19 protein-coding genes are annotated in these 16,956 nt (G+C 31.4%); 11 read left to right on the plus strand and 8 right to left on the minus strand.

Features of this window, described 5'->3' with window-relative positions; translation table 11 throughout:
• Positions 1 to 15: 15 nt before the first annotated feature.
• The 11 genes from ABXT72_RS05175 to ABXT72_RS05225 all read left to right on the plus strand — a co-directional run bounded on the left by ABXT72_RS05175 (position 16) and on the right by ABXT72_RS05225 (position 9,514).
• Complete coding sequence (locus ABXT72_RS05175; RefSeq protein ID WP_415277899.1) at positions 16 to 960, plus strand: glutamine amidotransferase; 945 nt, start codon at positions 16 to 18, stop codon at positions 958 to 960.
• On the plus strand, positions 948 to 1,802 hold the full coding sequence (locus ABXT72_RS05180; RefSeq protein ID WP_415277900.1) for a GXGXG motif-containing protein: 855 nt from the start codon (positions 948 to 950) through the stop codon (positions 1,800 to 1,802). The genes ABXT72_RS05175 and ABXT72_RS05180 overlap by 13 nt, the downstream gene beginning before the upstream one ends.
• Positions 1,802 to 3,226, plus strand: a complete 1,425-nt coding sequence (locus ABXT72_RS05185; protein ID WP_415277901.1) for an FMN-binding glutamate synthase family protein — start codon at positions 1,802 to 1,804, stop codon at positions 3,224 to 3,226. Before ABXT72_RS05180 ends, ABXT72_RS05185 begins: the two co-directional genes overlap by 1 nt.
• 9 nt (positions 3,227 to 3,235) lie before the next feature.
• Positions 3,236 to 3,637, plus strand: a complete 402-nt coding sequence (locus tag ABXT72_RS05190; RefSeq protein WP_271482723.1) for a hypothetical protein — start codon at positions 3,236 to 3,238, stop codon at positions 3,635 to 3,637.
• A gap of 127 nt (positions 3,638 to 3,764) precedes the next feature.
• A complete protein-coding gene (locus ABXT72_RS05195; RefSeq protein ID WP_415277902.1) occupies positions 3,765 to 5,165 on the plus strand; it encodes an ammonium transporter in 1,401 nt (466 codons plus the stop codon).
• 11 nt (positions 5,166 to 5,176) lie between these two features.
• On the plus strand, positions 5,177 to 5,401 hold the full coding sequence (locus ABXT72_RS05200; RefSeq protein ID WP_415277903.1) for a hypothetical protein: 225 nt from the start codon (positions 5,177 to 5,179) through the stop codon (positions 5,399 to 5,401).
• 60 nt (positions 5,402 to 5,461) lie between these two features.
• On the plus strand, positions 5,462 to 5,614 hold the full coding sequence (locus ABXT72_RS05205; protein WP_415277904.1) for a hypothetical protein: 153 nt from the start codon (positions 5,462 to 5,464) through the stop codon (positions 5,612 to 5,614).
• Positions 5,614 to 6,939 (plus strand): type III glutamate--ammonia ligase, encoded by a 1,326-nt coding sequence (gene glnT / locus ABXT72_RS05210; protein WP_415277905.1) that lies wholly within the window; start codon positions 5,614 to 5,616, stop codon positions 6,937 to 6,939. Before ABXT72_RS05205 ends, glnT begins: the two co-directional genes overlap by 1 nt.
• Before the next feature lie 5 nt (positions 6,940 to 6,944).
• Positions 6,945 to 8,087, plus strand: coding sequence for a diaminopropionate ammonia-lyase (locus ABXT72_RS05215; RefSeq protein WP_415277906.1), 1,143 nt, complete (start codon positions 6,945 to 6,947; stop codon positions 8,085 to 8,087).
• Positions 8,088 to 8,093: 6 nt separating this feature from the next.
• Positions 8,094 to 8,264, plus strand: a complete 171-nt coding sequence (locus tag ABXT72_RS05220) for a deoxyribodipyrimidine photo-lyase (RefSeq protein ID WP_415277907.1) — start codon at positions 8,094 to 8,096, stop codon at positions 8,262 to 8,264.
• Entirely contained in the window at positions 8,249 to 9,514 is a 1,266-nt protein-coding gene (locus tag ABXT72_RS05225) for a cryptochrome/photolyase family protein (RefSeq protein WP_415279166.1), read from the plus strand. The genes ABXT72_RS05220 and ABXT72_RS05225 overlap by 16 nt, the downstream gene beginning before the upstream one ends.
• On the opposite strand, the gene ABXT72_RS05230 is transcribed toward ABXT72_RS05225, so the two are convergent.
• From ABXT72_RS05230 to ABXT72_RS05265, 8 genes are read right to left on the minus strand one after another with little or no spacing between them, the layout of a single operon-like run.
• On the minus strand, positions 9,511 to 9,930 hold the full coding sequence (locus ABXT72_RS05230; protein WP_415277908.1) for a secondary thiamine-phosphate synthase enzyme YjbQ: 420 nt from the start codon (positions 9,928 to 9,930) through the stop codon (positions 9,511 to 9,513). The two genes, ABXT72_RS05225 and ABXT72_RS05230, sit on opposite strands and share 4 nt — an antisense overlap.
• Entirely contained in the window at positions 9,927 to 10,985 is a 1,059-nt protein-coding gene (gene zapE / locus ABXT72_RS05235) for a cell division protein ZapE (RefSeq protein ID WP_415277909.1), read from the minus strand. Before zapE ends, ABXT72_RS05230 begins: the two co-directional genes overlap by 4 nt.
• On the minus strand, positions 10,982 to 11,410 hold the full coding sequence (locus ABXT72_RS05240; RefSeq protein ID WP_415277910.1) for a hypothetical protein: 429 nt from the start codon (positions 11,408 to 11,410) through the stop codon (positions 10,982 to 10,984). Before ABXT72_RS05240 ends, zapE begins: the two co-directional genes overlap by 4 nt.
• A gap of 2 nt (positions 11,411 to 11,412) precedes the next feature.
• Positions 11,413 to 12,711, minus strand: a complete 1,299-nt coding sequence (locus tag ABXT72_RS05245; protein WP_415277911.1) for a PQQ-binding-like beta-propeller repeat protein — start codon at positions 12,709 to 12,711, stop codon at positions 11,413 to 11,415.
• Positions 12,704 to 13,348: a hypothetical protein gene (locus tag ABXT72_RS05250; RefSeq protein WP_415277912.1), complete on the minus strand. Its 645-nt coding sequence runs from the start codon at positions 13,346 to 13,348 to the stop codon at positions 12,704 to 12,706. Before ABXT72_RS05250 ends, ABXT72_RS05245 begins: the two co-directional genes overlap by 8 nt.
• A gap of 2 nt (positions 13,349 to 13,350) precedes the next feature.
• Complete coding sequence (gene acnA, locus ABXT72_RS05255; RefSeq protein WP_415277913.1) at positions 13,351 to 16,020, minus strand: aconitate hydratase AcnA; 2,670 nt, start codon at positions 16,018 to 16,020, stop codon at positions 13,351 to 13,353.
• A 1-nt stretch (position 16,021) separates the two neighbouring features.
• The gene (locus tag ABXT72_RS05260; protein WP_415277914.1) at positions 16,022 to 16,612 is read right to left on the minus strand and encodes a LysE family translocator; all 591 of its coding nucleotides are present in this window, start codon (positions 16,610 to 16,612) and stop codon (positions 16,022 to 16,024) included.
• Between the two features lie 2 nt (positions 16,613 to 16,614).
• Positions 16,615 to 16,956: a tRNA-binding protein gene (locus ABXT72_RS05265; RefSeq protein WP_415277915.1), complete on the minus strand. Its 342-nt coding sequence runs from the start codon at positions 16,954 to 16,956 to the stop codon at positions 16,615 to 16,617.

Consider the following 16,956-nt stretch of genomic DNA (forward strand, 5'->3'; position numbering starts at 1 on the left):
AAATAGGGGAAATATATGTGTGGAATAGCGGGATTAATTTATAAAGATAAATCAGTGAACATTGGAACTCAATTGCAAGGAATGCTTCAAGCATTAAAGCATAGAGGAGAAGATTCTACTGGCTATGCACTTTATGGAGATACAGATGGTAAAAATTTCATTATGCGGTTTAAGGTTGGAGAAAATGTTGGTGAAGGTAGTTCATCAGTAAGTGAAGAGACTTCTGTTTATGATGAAAGAATTAAAATAGTTAAGTCACATATTTTAGGTATGGGTGCAAAAATTATTAAAGAAGAAAGAATACTTCCCTACTCTTTAAGATATGAGGTTAATTATGATGAAAAAGACTTAAGAGAGTTTTCTAGAAAAATCGAGAGCGTTCCTGGTGTTGAAATTCTTTCTATGGGTAAGTCTTTAGAGGTTATTAAAGATTTGGGTAATGCAAAAGAGGTTTGTGATAGATATAACTTAGATAAAGTTGTGGGGACACATGCAATCGGCCATGCAAGGATGGCAACTGAATCTGGTGTAGATATTAAATCAGCCCACCCTTTTTGGGGATATCCATTTAGCGATGTGTCTGTAGTTCATAATGGTCAGTTAACAAATTATTGGAATAATAGAAGAATGCTAGAAAACGAAGGTATGAGGTTTATGTCTGAATGTGATTCAGAGTTAATTGCAGTATATCTAGCAAAAAAATTAAGAGATGGTGCAACCCTTGAAGAAGGTATGAAAGATTCTTTAACGGGTCTTGATGGAGTATTTACTTACTTTGTTGCAACAAAAGACTCATTAGGAATGGCAAAAGATACAATGGCAGCAAAACCATTAGTTCTTTATGAGTCTGATAATTTAATAGCAATGGGATCTGAAGAAATTGCAATTAGAGCAATTCTTCCTCAAGAAATTGATACATATGATCCATATGATGGAGAGGTAAAAGTATGGCAAATTTAAAGACTACAGAGAAAAAAACAAAGTCCCAGTCAATGGGTATGCACACAGAAGTTTTAACAGGAAGAACTCAGCAAAAATTTTTTAATCCTGACGAAGGTGAAAATCTTTATTATTTTGGAACTTATGATGTAGATTTTAATAAAAGAACAAATCTAGATGTTAAAGAAATGACAGCTCCAGAAGCTAATAAAGAAATTGACAACTTAATGAGCCAAGGCTTTGGAACAATTGTTATTAAAAACCCACAAGGAAAACATAGTTTAGGTGTTGGTATTTTAAATAAATTAAACTTAATTTTTGAAGGAAGTTTGGGTTATTTTGGTATGGGTTCTTGTGATGGACCTACTGTTAGAATTAATGGTAGAGTTGGCTGGTCTTGTGCTGAAAACTTAATGGCAGGAAAAGTTGTTATAGAAAAAAATGCAGGATCTTGCTTTGGTGCCGCTATAAGAGGTGGTGATTTAATTTGCAAAGGAAGTGTTGGTGCAAGAACTGGTATTGACATGAAGGGTGGAACTATCATTGTTGGTGGTGATGCTGGAGCTTTTACTGGTTTTATGATGCAAAGAGGAAGAATTATTATTCTAGGTGATGTTGGAATAAATTTAGGTGACTCAATGTATGATGGAACAATATTCATTGGTGGAAAAATAGGTTCATTCGGAAGTGATGCTGTTCCATCAGATCTTACAGACAGTGATCAAGATTGGTTAAAAAGAAAATTAAAAGTTGCAGAGATAGGTGAAAAATTTGACGTCAGTAAAATGACAAAAATAGTCGCAGGGAAAAAACTTTGGAACTATGATAATCTAGAACCTCATGAAAAGAAAGGAGCTATCTAATGGCTAAAAAGAAAGTTAAAAAAAATAGTAAAAAATTAAAAAAAACTAATGGAAGTGTTGGTGGTAAAGCTGATGTTCATGCACACGAAGAGGGCAAAAGAAACAAAAGCCTTTTAGGTCACAACGCTATTTTTACTCCTGAAGTTATAGACGATATTCATATTAAAGCTCAACTTGGAAGATACAGAATGCGTGGAATGGCATTAATGAAAAAAATTCCTACATTTGATGACTTAGTATTTTTACCAGGAACTCTTACAAGATTTGTAATTGAGGGTTATAGAGAAAAATGTGAAACAAAGACCATTATTGGACCAAATTGTGAAAACCCAATTGAACTAGATATACCAGTATATATTACGGGTATGAGTTTTGGAGCACTTTCTTATGAAGCAAAAACTGCTTTAGCAAGAGGAGCAACAATGGCTGGAAGCGCAACATGCTCTGGCGAAGGTGGAATGATTCCAGATGAGAGAAGATATTCTGAAAAATGGTATTACCAATGTATCCAATCAAGATATGGTTTTAATCCTCATCACGCTCAACTAGCTGATGCAATTGAAGTATTTATTGGTCAAGGACAAAAAGTTGGAATGGGTGGACATTTAATGGGTCAAAAAGTTACTGATCAAGTTGCAGAAATGAGATCTCTACCATCTGGTATTGATCAAAGATCTCCAGCAAGACACCCAGACTGGTTAGGTCCAGATGATCTAGCTTTAAAAGTTGAAGAATTAAGACAACTTACAAAAAATAAAGTTCCAATTCAGTTAAAACTAGGTGCATCAAAAGTTTATGACGATGTTCGTATGGCTGCAAAATGTAATCCAGACTCAATATTTTTAGATGGTATGGAAGGTTCAACAGGAGCCGGTCCTCATATAGCTGCTGCAAATACTGGTATTCCAGGAATTGCTGCAATCAGAGAAGCAAGAAGAGCTATTGATGATGTTGGTAAAACTGGACAAGTAACTTTAATTTATGCAGGTGGTGTTAGAGATGGTGCTGATATGGCGAAGGCTTTAGCCCTAGGTGCTGATGCAATAGCAATTGGAACTGGTGCTTTAATGGCTTTAAACTGTAATAAAGATATACCAGAAGCAAATTTTGAAAAAGAAATGGGTGTAAAAGCTGGTGAATGTTATCACTGTCATACTGGTCGTTGTCCAGTCGGTGTTGCAACACAAGATCCTAAATTAAGAGCTAGATTAAATCCTGATGATGCTGCATTAAGAGTTTATAATTACCTTCATGCAATGACATTAGAGGCTCAACTTTTAGCAAGAGCTTGTGGTAAAACTAATATTCACTCTTTAGAGCCTGAAGATTTAGCTGCTCTAACAATGGAATCATCTGCGTTAGCTAAAGTTCCGTTAACAGGAACTAACTTCACTGTTGGTGTTGATAACTATCACAAAATATAAGGAATATTTATGGTTAAGAAAAAAACAAAAACAAAAGTAAAAAAAGAAAATCTAGGTGGAAAATCTAAAGAGACTGCTAGAGAAAAAATGATTGGGCAGCATATCGGTTATAGATATGACGTTAACCTATTACCTGATTATAAGAAGATGACTCCATTCTTAAAAAAATATGTAGAAGCTATGGGATGGGATGATCTTAACTGGTTAGAAGATATTCATATGGGTTATGAAGAGGATAGACCTGCTGTGTTTTGTAGAAATGCAAATGGTTGGGTTACAATTCCAAAATCAATCAAATTACCAAATAACCAACAAGACAGAGACATGATTGCAAGAGAGCTTCTAGTTAAGTTTCAAATGTCTAAAAAGCACCCTCTTGTTGATTTGAAAAAAGCTTACCTTAAGTTTTAGTCCATCAATCAAAGGTTGATTATTTTTTTAAATATACCGTCATTGCTTATCTATTTAAGCACTGTATAGTTTGTCACACCTATTAAAATCTCGTAAGCTTTCCTAAATTAACAAGGAGAGAGAGATTATGGATGATCAATTAGGTGCTCTTACAGTTATATTTACAGAATTTTACTACTGGGTAACAGTAGTATTAATGTTCCTGATTCACGTCGGGTTTTGTATGTATGAAGTTGGAGCCTCGCGTTATAAACATCACCAGCACACTTTAATGAAAAATACCATGGTAATACCGCTAGTAACGGTAACCTGGTTTTTCTTTGGTTGGTGGATTTACTGGGCATTTCCAACAGGACCGGGGATAGCTCCATCAATAATGAATGAGAGTTCAGCATTAATTACTGACGAAAGTACTTTTAGTGCGAAATGGTATGTAGCAAATACTGAATTTATGGCTGTCAACTTAGGTGACCGTATAAGTGGAGTATTCTGGGCTGCATTCTTACTATTTTCATGGACAGCTGCTTCAATTGTTTCTGGAGCAATCATTGAAAGAATTACAACTTTTGCATTTGGTATTTTAGCAATTGCAATTGGTTCGTGCTTCTGGGTAATTGATGCTGCTTGGGGATGGCACTTTGATGGATGGATGCTTAAAATTTTAGGATATCATGACGCTTACGCATCAGGAGTAATTCACGCAATTGCGGGTGGGTTTGCTTTAGGTGTTCTAATCGTTTTAGGACCTAGAATTGGAAAGTTCTCATCAAGTGGTGAACCAAGAAATATAGGACCAAGAAACCCATGGCTAGTTACAGTTGGATTATTTTTAATCTATACTGGTTTCTGGGGATTTTATGCAGCATGTAATATACCGATATTTGATCTTGGACCTGAGTATGGAATGGAAGGTGTAACGTACTGGACAGCAACAAATATATATGTAACCCCAACCACACTGAGCGGAATAACCTATAACTTTCTGATGTCATTATCAGGTGGATTATTGGCTGGATACGTGGTCGCTAAAGGTGATCCATTCTGGACTTACTCAAGTGGACTAGCTGGGATCATCTGTGCATCTGCAGGTAATGATTTGTATCACCCGATACAAGCAATGCTTATTGGTGCGATCGGTGTTGTTATAGCATACAAAATGCATTACTGGGTTGAACGTAAGTTCAAAATTGATGATGCAGTTGGTGCAGTAGCAGTACATGGTTATGCGGGCGTTGTTGGTCTTATAATTTGTGGATTTGTTTTAAATGGTTACCCAGCATCTGGATATAATGTTGGAGCTATGTGGGACGGATCAACTTATGCATCAATCAATCCACTGGGACAATTCCTTGGAGCAATTATAATGTTCGGAGTTCTTGGAATGTTACCAGGCTACGTTATTGCTAGAATACTAAGCGCTTTTGGTAAATTAAGGATACCGCGTGAAGTTGAAATAGCAGGACTAGACTATGAAATAATGGAGGACGATAGAGAAGCTGAAAAAGCGGTCGCCTCTTCAACTAGGTAAAGGAGAAAAATATGGCTACAGTTACAAACTGGATAGATCATTTAAGTGCAAAAGAGGTTGTCGGAGCTGTTTATCCGGGAGCTGGATCCACTGAAACTTTACTAGTTATTCTTGGTGTAGTTTTTTGGATTGGCTGGCATGTTTTGACTGCTAGATCTGAGAGTGAAAAACTCTCAAGATTGGCTAGAAAAAGACATGGTGCTAATGATCATAAAAGCAATATTACCGACTGGTAATATAAAATAAACTTTGGGCGCTACATAATTGTAGTGCCCTTTTTTATATAGAAATTCAATATGACTGAAAATAATAACGAGGATCAAAGACCAAGCAAAATGATTGGTGTAGTTTTTCCAAAAGCAAAGTATGGGGTTATTGCAGCTATAATAATTATTATTGGTGGAAATTTAATTTATTACAAGGAAGCTATTTTTTCTTTTTTAAGATAATGGCAAAAAATTTATCTAGAATTGCTAAAGTAAAAAAGATTAAATACTTTTTAATTAGCTTTGTAGATTTATTTGGTATCTTGAGATCAAAATTAGTCCCAACCGAAGCAATTGGAGAAATGCAAAAAAATGGTGCTGGGTTTGCAGGCTTTGCAACATGGCTGGATATGTCACCTGCTGATACAGACATGTTCGCTATTCCAGATCCAGATAGTTTAATTCAATTACCTTGGAATAAAGAAGTTGGTTGGCTTGCATCAGATTTATGGATGGGTGGGAAACCTGTAAAAGCATCCCCAAGGGTTATGCTTAAAGAGCAAATAGCTAAGTTGAGTAAAAAAGAATTACAAATGAAATCTGGGGTGGAGTGTGAATATTTTTTGATTTCTCAAGATGGTTCGAGTATTGCAGATCTACGAGATACTCAATCAAAACCTTGTTATGATCAATCAGCATTAATGCGAAGGTATGATTTAATTAAAGAAATTTGTGATGCTATGATTCAAATGGGGTGGCATCCATATCAAAATGACCATGAGGATGCTAATGGACAGTTTGAAATGAATTGGGATTATGATGATTGTTTAATTACAGCAGATAGACATGTCTTCTTTAAATATATGGTAAAATCTTTAGCGGAAAAACATGGGCTTAGAGCAACATTTATGCCAAAACCTTTTAGTAATTTAACTGGGAATGGTTGTCATGCTCATGTTTCTCTTTGGAATAATGACAAGAATAAGTTTTTAGATACCAGTGATAAGCTTGGTATAAGTAAACTTGCTTATAATTTCTTAGGGGGTGTAATGAATTTAGCCCAACCACTTTCTGCATTTTTTAACCCAACAGTTAATAGCTACAGGAGAATAAATGCACCACCAACAAAATCTGGTGCAACATGGTCACCAAGTAGTATTTCTTACACAGGAAATAACAGAACACATATGATTAGAGTGCCAGATGCAGGTCGATTTGAGTTAAGATTAATGGACGGTTCATCTAACCCCTACTTACTTCAAGCTGGTATTATTGCTGCAGGACTTCACGGTTTAAATAATAAGATTAACCCTGGTGAAGCATTAACTTGTAATATGTACACTGATTACAAAAATTACCCAAATTTAAAAAAATTACCTAATGAAATTGAGGAGGCTTTAGATTTTCTTCAAAATAGCAAAGAACTTAAGGAAGCATTTGGAGATGATGTTATAACAAGTTACATAAAATTAAAAAATATGGAAATTAAAGATTTTAACAAAGAAGAAAAATTTGATAAGAAAAGCTCAGTAACTCACTGGGAAAAAAATAGCACTCTTGATTGTTAATAAAAATGAAACCAATCCTTCAGAAAGACCTTTGGTCCATTACATCTTTTTTAGAAAATAAAGAGTATAATTTTAATAAAGAAAATATACTCACTCAATTACCAGAAAAATTTATAGATGAAGCAATATTGGCTATATCTAGTTGGGATAACTACGCGCCTACTCCACTAATTAAATTAAACAAATTAAGTGATGAATTAAAATTAAAAAATATTTACTACAAGGACGAAGATAAAAGATTTGAACTTAAGTCATTTAAAGCATTAGGTGGGGCCTTTGCTGTTTACAAAATTGCAAGTGAAAAAAAGAATATAACAGTTTCGACGGCTACAGCAGGAAATCATGGAAGATCAGTTGCATGGGGTGCACAAAGGCTAGGTTTAAAATGTAAAATATTTATAAGTGAATTTGTTAGCGAGTCTAGAGCTGAAGCTATGCGTAATCTGGATGCTGAAGTTATTAGAGTTAAAGGGAATTACGACAATTCATTAAAGGAATGCATCAAACAATCTAATGCAAATAATTGGGAAATTGTACAAGATGTATCTTGGGAAGGTTACAAAGAAGTACCAAAATTGATTATGGCTGGGTACACAATAATGGTTAAAGAAATTTTAGATGAAATAAACTCAAATTCAATAACACACGTATTTCTTCAAGCAGGTGTTGGGGGAATGGCAGCGGCAATGATTGCTGGCTTTGCAAAATTATCTAAAAATATCCCAAAGTTTATTACTGTTGAGCCAGAAAATGCAGACTGTGTGCTTCAAAGTATTAAAAATAATAAGCCCACAACTGTTGATATAAAAAAAGAAACAATAATGGGTGGAATGTCTTGTGGAGATGTTTCAAGTATTGCCTGGGAAATTTTAAAAAATTCTACTAACTACTGCTTAACTGTACCTGATGAAGCAATCTCAACTACTGTTGCACTGTTAGCAGAAAAACATTTATCTGATGAAAAAATAATAGCTGGTGAATGTGCTGTGCCAGGTATAATTGCGTTAATAGGCTCATTTAAGAATAAAGAATACTTAGATAAGTTAAAGTTAAATGAACAGTCTAATGTACTTTTATTTGGTTGTGAGGGTTTAACTGATAACACAATGTACCAAAAACTACTAAGTGATGGATTGCAAAAAATCTAAGTAAATATGACAAAAAAAGCTGTTGTTTGGATAAGAGAAGATTTTAGAATTGAAAATAATGAAGCCTTAGCTATTGCAACTCAAAATCATGAGTTTGTAAGTGCTCTTTATATTTATAACCCAAAAAATTTTGATAAAAAAGGGAAGCTCAAAAATGGTGGATCTCTAAAGCTTTAGAAAATTTTAACCTAGATCTAAAAAAATTAAATATCACATTGGAAGTTCAATTAGGTGATGAACTAGAAGTATTGTCAAATTTAAAGAAGAAAGATGATGTTACTGTTTATTGGAGTAAAGTATATGAACCAGATGTAATTAATAAAGGTAAAAAAATAAGAGATCAATTCATTAAAAATGAAATTCAATATAAATATTTTAAAGGAAATATTCTTGTAGAGTTTCAGGAAATGACTAAAGATGATGGCACACCCTATAAAGTATTCACTCCTTTTTGGAAAAAAACTGAGCAACTTTATATCTCAAAAGAACCTTCTAAATCTATAAAAGTTAAATCAAAAATAAAAAAAATAAATATATTTAAAAAATCAATTCCTATAAAAGAAATTTTACCTAAAAAAGATTGGCATAAGAAATTTGAGAAATACTGGATACCATCTGAACAAGAAGCTAAAAAATATTTACAAGAATTAATAAATAATAGAATTGAGGACTACGGTGAAGCACGAGATATTCCAGGTGTTAATGGAACCTCCAGGTTATCTCCTTTCTTAAAATTTGGACAAATACATGTGGAGACAATTTGGAAGAAATGCCAAGATATTAAAATAAAAAAAATGGGATATAGAAAGTACATTAATGAATTAGGATGGAGAGAATTTTCTCATAGTTTAATTAATTACTTCCCACAAATGCTAAAAGGTAACCTTAGAAAAGATTTTGATAATTTTCCTTGGGTTAAAAATGATAAATTTCTTAAAGCTTGGAAGAAAGGTATGACAGGATACCCTATTGTAGACGCTGGGATGAGGGAACTGTACGAAACAGGATGGATGCACAATAGGGTGCGAATGATTGTTGCTTCATTTCTTGTTAAGCATTTAAGAATTCATTGGAACGAGGGTGAAAAACATTTTAAAAATTGTTTAGTTGATTATAATGAAGCTAGTAACGTTGCCCAATGGCAATGGGTTGCGGGCTGTGGTGCTGATGCAGCTCCTTATTTCAGAATATTTAACCCTATTCTTCAGGGTGAAAAATTTGACAAAGATGGAATTTATACAAAGAAATGGGTTCCAGAACTTAAAAACATGCCTAATGAATTTTTATATAAACCATGGGAACTAGAAAACAAATACCAAGAGCAGATTAAAGTTATTGTAGGTGTAGATTATCCAAAACCAATTGTAGACCACGCTGAAGCAAGGAATGCTGCATTAGACGCTTTTAAAACAATTAAGAAAAGCTAATCACCTAAATAATGAAGTACAATCAGTCTTTTTTGTTTCTCAATTCTATGCTCAAAAAGATATAACCCCTGCCAAGTTCCAAGTAATAACTCATAGTTTTTAACGCTTAAAGAAATTTGATTATTAGTTAACGAGGACTTAATGTGTGCAGGCATGTCATCTTTTCCTTCAGCTGTATGGATATAAAGGGAATTATCCATTGGCACGAGCTTATTAAAAAAATTTATTAAGTCAGTTTGAACATCTGGATCTGCATTCTCTTGAATTATTAATGAAGCACTAGTGTGTTGAATGCTTATATTAATAATTCCGTTATTAAACTCATTATCATTAATCCATTGATTTGTTTGGTTGGTAAATTCATAAAGACTTTGACCATTTGTATCCAATTCTAAATTAAAAAATTCTTGTCTCATAGCTTGTTATATTTGATAGATGTTAATTCATATAATCGACTAATAGTTCTTTTAAATATTTTTCTTAAATCCTCCGAGGAACTTAATAAATCTAATTGTAATTGAGATGATATCATTAAAGGTATATTTTTTTCATAAAGAATATCAATTAGTGTAATAAATCTTTGTTGTTGATTAGAATTATCAATATTAAAGATGGGAATATTTTCTATAACAATAAAGTTACACACTTCAGCTATTTTTATATAATCTTCTGCACCAATATTTTTAGAACATAGTTCTTTAAAATCAAAACGTGCTATTCCATTAAAATAATTCTTAATAAAAAACTTTCTACCTTTAATGATTAAGGTCATTTCCTTTTTAGATAGATTTTTTGTTATTTTTCTAAAAAACTTATTAAGTTTAAAATTTATTGTTTCATTTAATGGAAAAAAATATCTTTCATTTTTATTTTTTGAAGATTTTCTATAGTCTTCTTCAATAATTAACTTTGCTTGAAAGCATTGTTCTTTCATTATTTTAATAAAGGGAAGAAATTGATCACGTTGTAATCCATCTTTGTAAAGATCATTTAATTTAGCATTTGATGTAAATAAAACTTTTATATTCTCATCAAATATTTTTTTGAATAAGTTACCTAAAATCATAGCGTCTACAATGTTGGTAACCTGAAACTCATCAAAATAAATTAACTTAGATTTACTTTTTAATTTTTTAACAAATTTATCTATAATATTTTCTTGGTTATTTTCTTTATTTTTAAAAACAAAATCATGAAAACTAATCATAAACTCATTAAAGTGAAATCTTTTTTTAGTTTTATCAAAATTATTATAAAAAAAATTCAATATCATGGTTTTACCCACACCTACATCACCCTGTAAATAAAATCCTGTTTTAGAATTCTGTTTAGTAAATATTTTTTTTAAAAGTGATTTATTGAAGTTCTGATTGTAAAATAAATTCAGCTCTTCTATTAAGTCTAGTTGATTGGGATTAATTTCTAAATTATTTTTTTTACAATAATTTAGAAATGATTTATTTAAATTCATTTTTTTGTTTTAAAATCTATACCATACTCTGACCTCGGCCCTTTTCTTAATCCGAAGGGTCCAGATATAAACAATGTAAGAGGTTTTGTTCCTAGCTTAAGATCAACTCTATGCAAATTGTTTGCTGACCTAAAACCAATATATCCAGCTGGTCGCCAAAATCTTCCAGAACTTAATGTTTCCCAATAACCATCCCTTAATATGATAGTTATATATGGAAATGTATGGTTATGAACACCTTCCCCATGATCATCAGCTAACATTTCATGTAAAAGAATATTAAATGGAAACCATTTTGGTCTATGTCTTAATAAGACATAATATCTATTCATCCAAGGTTTGGCTTCATTAAATTTGGGGTGAGAAGGTCCTCGATCTAAAACAATTTTTTTTCTTCCTAATTTATCAAGTAACTTAAGAAACATTATTAATTAAATTTAATAATGGAACCATTGCTTATTAAAAAAAGATTATTTTCATTTATAAAGGGCTGTAAAATTTTGCCTCCTGAGATTTTTACTACATTCAAGATATTACCTTCATTACTATTTACAATAATTAATTTTCCGTCACTATTAGTTAAGTATATTTTATTCAAAGCTATAAAAAAACCCGTTGGTTTTGTCTGTTTTCTCTTTTTATCTTTATACTCTTTAAACAAATCATTAATTCTAATTATATTTCCAGATTTTTTATCAACTACATATAAATATCCTTTTTCAGATATAGTTATTACAAGGTTGCCAATAACGACAGGTTTAAGGTCTGAACTAATTTCATTTTTCCAATTAATTAAGCCTGTTGTAGTATCGATAGAGTAAAATTCATTTTTATTATTAGAAAAGAATATTGTATTTTCATTGATCACCAATTCTGAATTTGATAATTGAAATGCATTTTGACTAATATTGTTATTTTGTGTGGGTAGCTGCCAAACAAGTTGCCCAGATTTTATATCTACAGCTGTGACATCTCCAATAGAATTGTTAAAATAAATATTTTTTTTATCAAGAACAATGGATATCTTTGTATTTGATTTTGTTAAAGATTCTTCAGTCTTTAAATTCCATATTTCTGATCCATCTTGTATTGATATTGATCTTAAAATATTTTTATAATCAACCACATAAAAAACATCATCTTTAATCTTAATGTTAGAGTTAAAAGGAACTATATTTGTTTTTGTCCATAATAGTTCGCCTGTATCAATATTAATTGCATAATATTTCGCTACATCATCTGTTACAATTAATATATTGTTTTTTCCTGCAAAATTTAATCTTGGTTTAATTTTCTTTTCACTCTTATTGTAAAAATTATTTTCCCATAGTATTTTTTGGTTTTCATCATAAAAAATTATTGTACCTTTGTTGTCATAGAAAACTAAATTTTTATTATAAAATAAAGGATTAGGATTTATGAAATCAAAATCATTAAATTTAGAAAAATTATATTTTCCAATTTTTTCTAAGACACCCTCATAAGCTAGCTCTCCCATGTCATTTTGATTATTCAAGCTATTTTGATTAAACTTTCCATTGGATATTTTAACGTAAAGATTTGAATTAAACTCTTCTTCCAATCTTGCTTGTTTAGTTAAAATAGTTTTGGTATTTTCAATTTGTTTTTGATCTTTGTTATCTTTATCCCAAAAACCTACTTTTTTACTTGCTGAACAGTTGTTTAAGATTAAGAGGATTAAGACTGATAATAGTGCTTTATTCACCAAGATCTCTATTTAGTCTCTTTTGTGACTCAGCTTTAATTGTGCTGCTAGCATTAGGTAAAACTAAAATCTGGTTAAAAAACTCTTTAGCTTTTTGTTTTTCATCTTTTGAGTAAAAAAATTCTGCTAGTAAATATAATGCGTGCGATTTCCAAATACTTTCAGAATTAATCACAGGATTTAGTATTTTTAATAATTCATTTTCACTTACAAAGTCTGAATTAAATAATGCTTTTTTATATATAATTAAATTCTTAATTTCATTTTCAAGGTTTGTTTTTTCAATCAATTCATTAAATAGGGTATTTATCTCATCATTATTTTCTAATAAATTACTATCTAACAAATGGTATAAAGCTAATGGAGAATAAGTTGCATCATTGCTTTTTATAACACTAACCATTTCATCAATTGTTTTTTGTTTATTTTTAGGACTTGGATCTATTAAAGCTAAGTTATATTGATTTGCTAATTTAATTTTGGTTCTTTCTTTAGATTTTTCAAATGATAAATACCCAATTATAATTACTAATATTATTGAGAAAATTATTATAAGGTTTTTTTTATTATTTATAAAAAAATTCTTTATTCTTTCATTTCTTGCGTTTGAATCAATGATTGTAATTTCTTCGTCCATTTTTATATCATATTCCTTAATACATATTGAAGTATTCCACCATTTTTATAATACTCTAATTCGTTTTTAGTGTCTATTCTACAAAGAGTTTTAATCTTTTTAATATCTCCTGAGGCATATTTTATTTCAACCTGAACATGATCTGATGCATTTATACCCTCTTCTATTTGAAGAACAGTTATTAACTCTGATCCAATTAATTTTAAGTTTATCCTATCGTTTCCTTCAGTAAATTGAAGTGGTAAAACGCCCATTCCAATTAAATTAGATCTATGGATTCTTTCAAAGCTTTCTGCTATTACAACTTTTACACCTAACAACTTAGTGCCTTTAGCAGCCCAATCTCTTGACGATCCTGTTCCATATTCTTTTCCACCTATAACAGCAAGGTCTGTTCCTCTTTTTTTATATTCCTCTACAGCATTATAAACTGGCATCACTTTTTCTTCTGGATAAAGCTTTGTAAACCCACCCTCTGTTCCTGGCGCCATTTCATTTCTTATTCTAATATTTGCAAAAGTTCCTCTCATCATTACTTCATGATTGCCTCTTCTTGATCCATAAGAGTTATAATCTGATGGAAGTATTTGATGTTCCATAAAATACTCACCTGTTGGGCTTTCTTTTTGAATATTCCCTGCTGGGGAAATATGATCAGTTGTAACCATGTCTCCTAAAATCAAAAGTGGTCTTGCATCTTTAATAGGCTTAAATCCCTCTGGTTGATCTGATAAATTTTCAAAGAATGGTGGTTTCTTTACATAAGTTGAACCAGAATCCCAATTGTAAATACTTGTATTTTCAGTTTTAATTTCTTGCCACTGCTTAGGGCCCTCTGAAATATTTGAATACCTTTTAACAAACATCTCTGCGTTAAGAGACTCCCGTAATGTGTCTTCAATTTCTTTATTTGATGGCCAAATATCTTTTAAAAATATATCCTTACCATCTTTGCTTTTTCCTAATGGTTCCTTGTATAAATCAAATTCCATATGACCAGCGAGTGCATAAGCTACTACAAGTGGCGGTGAAGCTAAATAATTAGCTTTTATATGTGGAGATATTCTTCCCTCAAAATTTCTATTTCCTGATAAAACTGATACAGCATAGATGTTTTCCTTATCTATTGCTTGAACAATTTCTTCCGGTAAAGGTCCTGAGTTTCCTATACAAGTTGTACAACCATATCCAACCAGATTAAAACCAAGTTTATCTAAAAATACATTTAGTCCTGCTTTTGCTAAATAGTCAGTAACCACTTGTGAGCCTGGTGCTAATGAGGTTTTTACCCAAGGTTTAGTTTCTAAACCAAATTCAACTGCTTTTTTTGCTAACAATCCAGCTCCAATTAATACATTGGGATTAGAGGTATTAGTGCATGAAGTGATAGCTGCAATTAATATTGAACCATCTTTAATTTCATAATCTGTTCCTGATACTTTTGAAACATGTTGCTCTTTTCTATTGGTTGCATCTTCAAAAACTTTTTTAAATCCAGTAGATGCATCTGTTAATAAAACTTTATCCTGAGGTCTCTTAGGTCCTGAAATAGTTGGAACAACTGTGGACATATCTAGTGATAAAGTATCTGTAAATTCAACTTGATCATTAGCCCACAAACCTTGCTCTTTTGCATATTTCTCAACTATATTAACTGTATCCTCATCTCTTCCTGAGAATCTTAAATATTTTAATGTCTCTTCATCAATTGGGAAGAAACCACATGTTGCGCCATACTCTGGTGCCATATTCGCAATTGTTGCTCTATCAGCAAGAGTTAAATTCTTTAAACCTTCTCCGTAAAATTCAACAAATTTTCCAACAACCCCTTTGTCTCTTAACATTTTTACAACTGTTAAAACTAAATCTGTTGCAGTAGTGCCTTCTGGCATTTTATTTTTAACTTCAAATCCAATTACTTCAGGAATTAACATGGAAATTGGTTGGCCTAACATTCCAGCTTCAGCTTCTATTCCACCGACACCCCATCCAAGAACAGATAAACCATTAACCATGGTAGTATGACTATCAGTACCAACTAACGTGTCAGGAAATAAATAGTCCTCATTTTGAAATTCTTCACACCATACTACTTTTGACAAATATTCTAAATTAACTTGGTGACAAATCCCTGTTCCAGGAGGCACAATTCTAAAGTTATTAAATGCTTGTTGACCCCATTTTAAAAAAGAATATCTCTCACCATTTCTTTTAAATTCAATATCAACATTTTTTTCAAATGAATCTTTATTTGCTGATTTATCTACTTGAACTGAATGATCAATCACAAGGTCAACTGCAGAAAGTGGGTTGATTGTATTTGGATCTTTATTTTTTTCTTTAACAGCCTCTCTCATAGCCGCAAGATCAGCAACTGCTGGTATTCCAGTATAATCCTGCAATAAAACTCTAGCTGGTCTATAAGCTATTTCAGTTAATGATTTTTTTGTCTTCAACCATTCCTTAATTGCTTCTATTTGGCTTTTAGTGACTGATAGGTCATCTTCGTATCTTAATAAATTTTCTAATAAGACTTTAAGAGATTTTGGAAGTTTTGAAATACCATCTAAACCATTTTTTTCTGCTTCAGATAGAGAATAATATTTATATTTTCTATTGTTAATATCTATAGATTTTAAAGAATTATAAGAATTTTTATTACCTGGTTTCATATTATAAATAAAAAGTTGTGATACAGCTTAATAGAAGCAGTGACATAGCATAATTAAACAACTTAATAAATTTATCATTTGTCGCAAATTTCCTCATAAATTTGCCTATAAGCACCCAAAAAATGATACTAATTATTGCAAAGACGAATGCAACACCAATTACCCATAAGGAATAGTTTAAAAAATTATTTCCCACCTCAACATAAGTCGATACAGATATTATTGCTACGATTACACCCTTTGGATTTAAAAATTGATACATAAAAGTTTCAGTAAAACTTACAGGGTTGAGACTCTTTTCTTGAGTGCTAGTTTTAGAAAATGATATCCTATAAGCTAAGTAAATTAAAAAAACAGTTCCTGTGAATATTAATGTTTTTTGAATTATTGGATAAAGCTTAAATATATTTATTAATCCAAAATTCACAATAGTAATCATTGTAGTGAATCCAAAAATGACCCCCAACATAAGTGGTATAGTTTTTTTTATTCCATGGTTAAAACCTGAGTGTGAAGCAACAATATTATTTGGTCCAGGCGAACAACTAGTTACAAACATAAACAAAGAAAGTGACAAAATTTCAGGATGCATTTTTATGCAATAGGTAATCCATTCTCAGATTCTTGAGATGGATGAATTAATATAACTTTTCCCTCTTTATCAATTGAACCCAGAATAAGAACTTGTGAAACTATTCCTGCAATATTTTTTTCAGGAAAGTTACAAATACCCACTACTTGTTTGCCCTTTAGATTATCTTCATTATAATAATGAGTTATTTGAGCTGAAGACTGTTTAATTCCAATTTCTTTACCAAAATCTACTTTAATAACTAAAGAAGGTTTACGTGCTTTTTCATTTTTTTTTACAGATATTACGGTTCCAACTCTAATATCTATTTTATCAAAGTCATCATAGGTTATTTGTTCTTTCAT

The sequence above is a fragment of the Candidatus Pelagibacter sp. Uisw_094 genome (assembly GCF_047729535.1).
Classification (GTDB): Bacteria; Pseudomonadota; Alphaproteobacteria; order Pelagibacterales; family Pelagibacteraceae; genus Pelagibacter.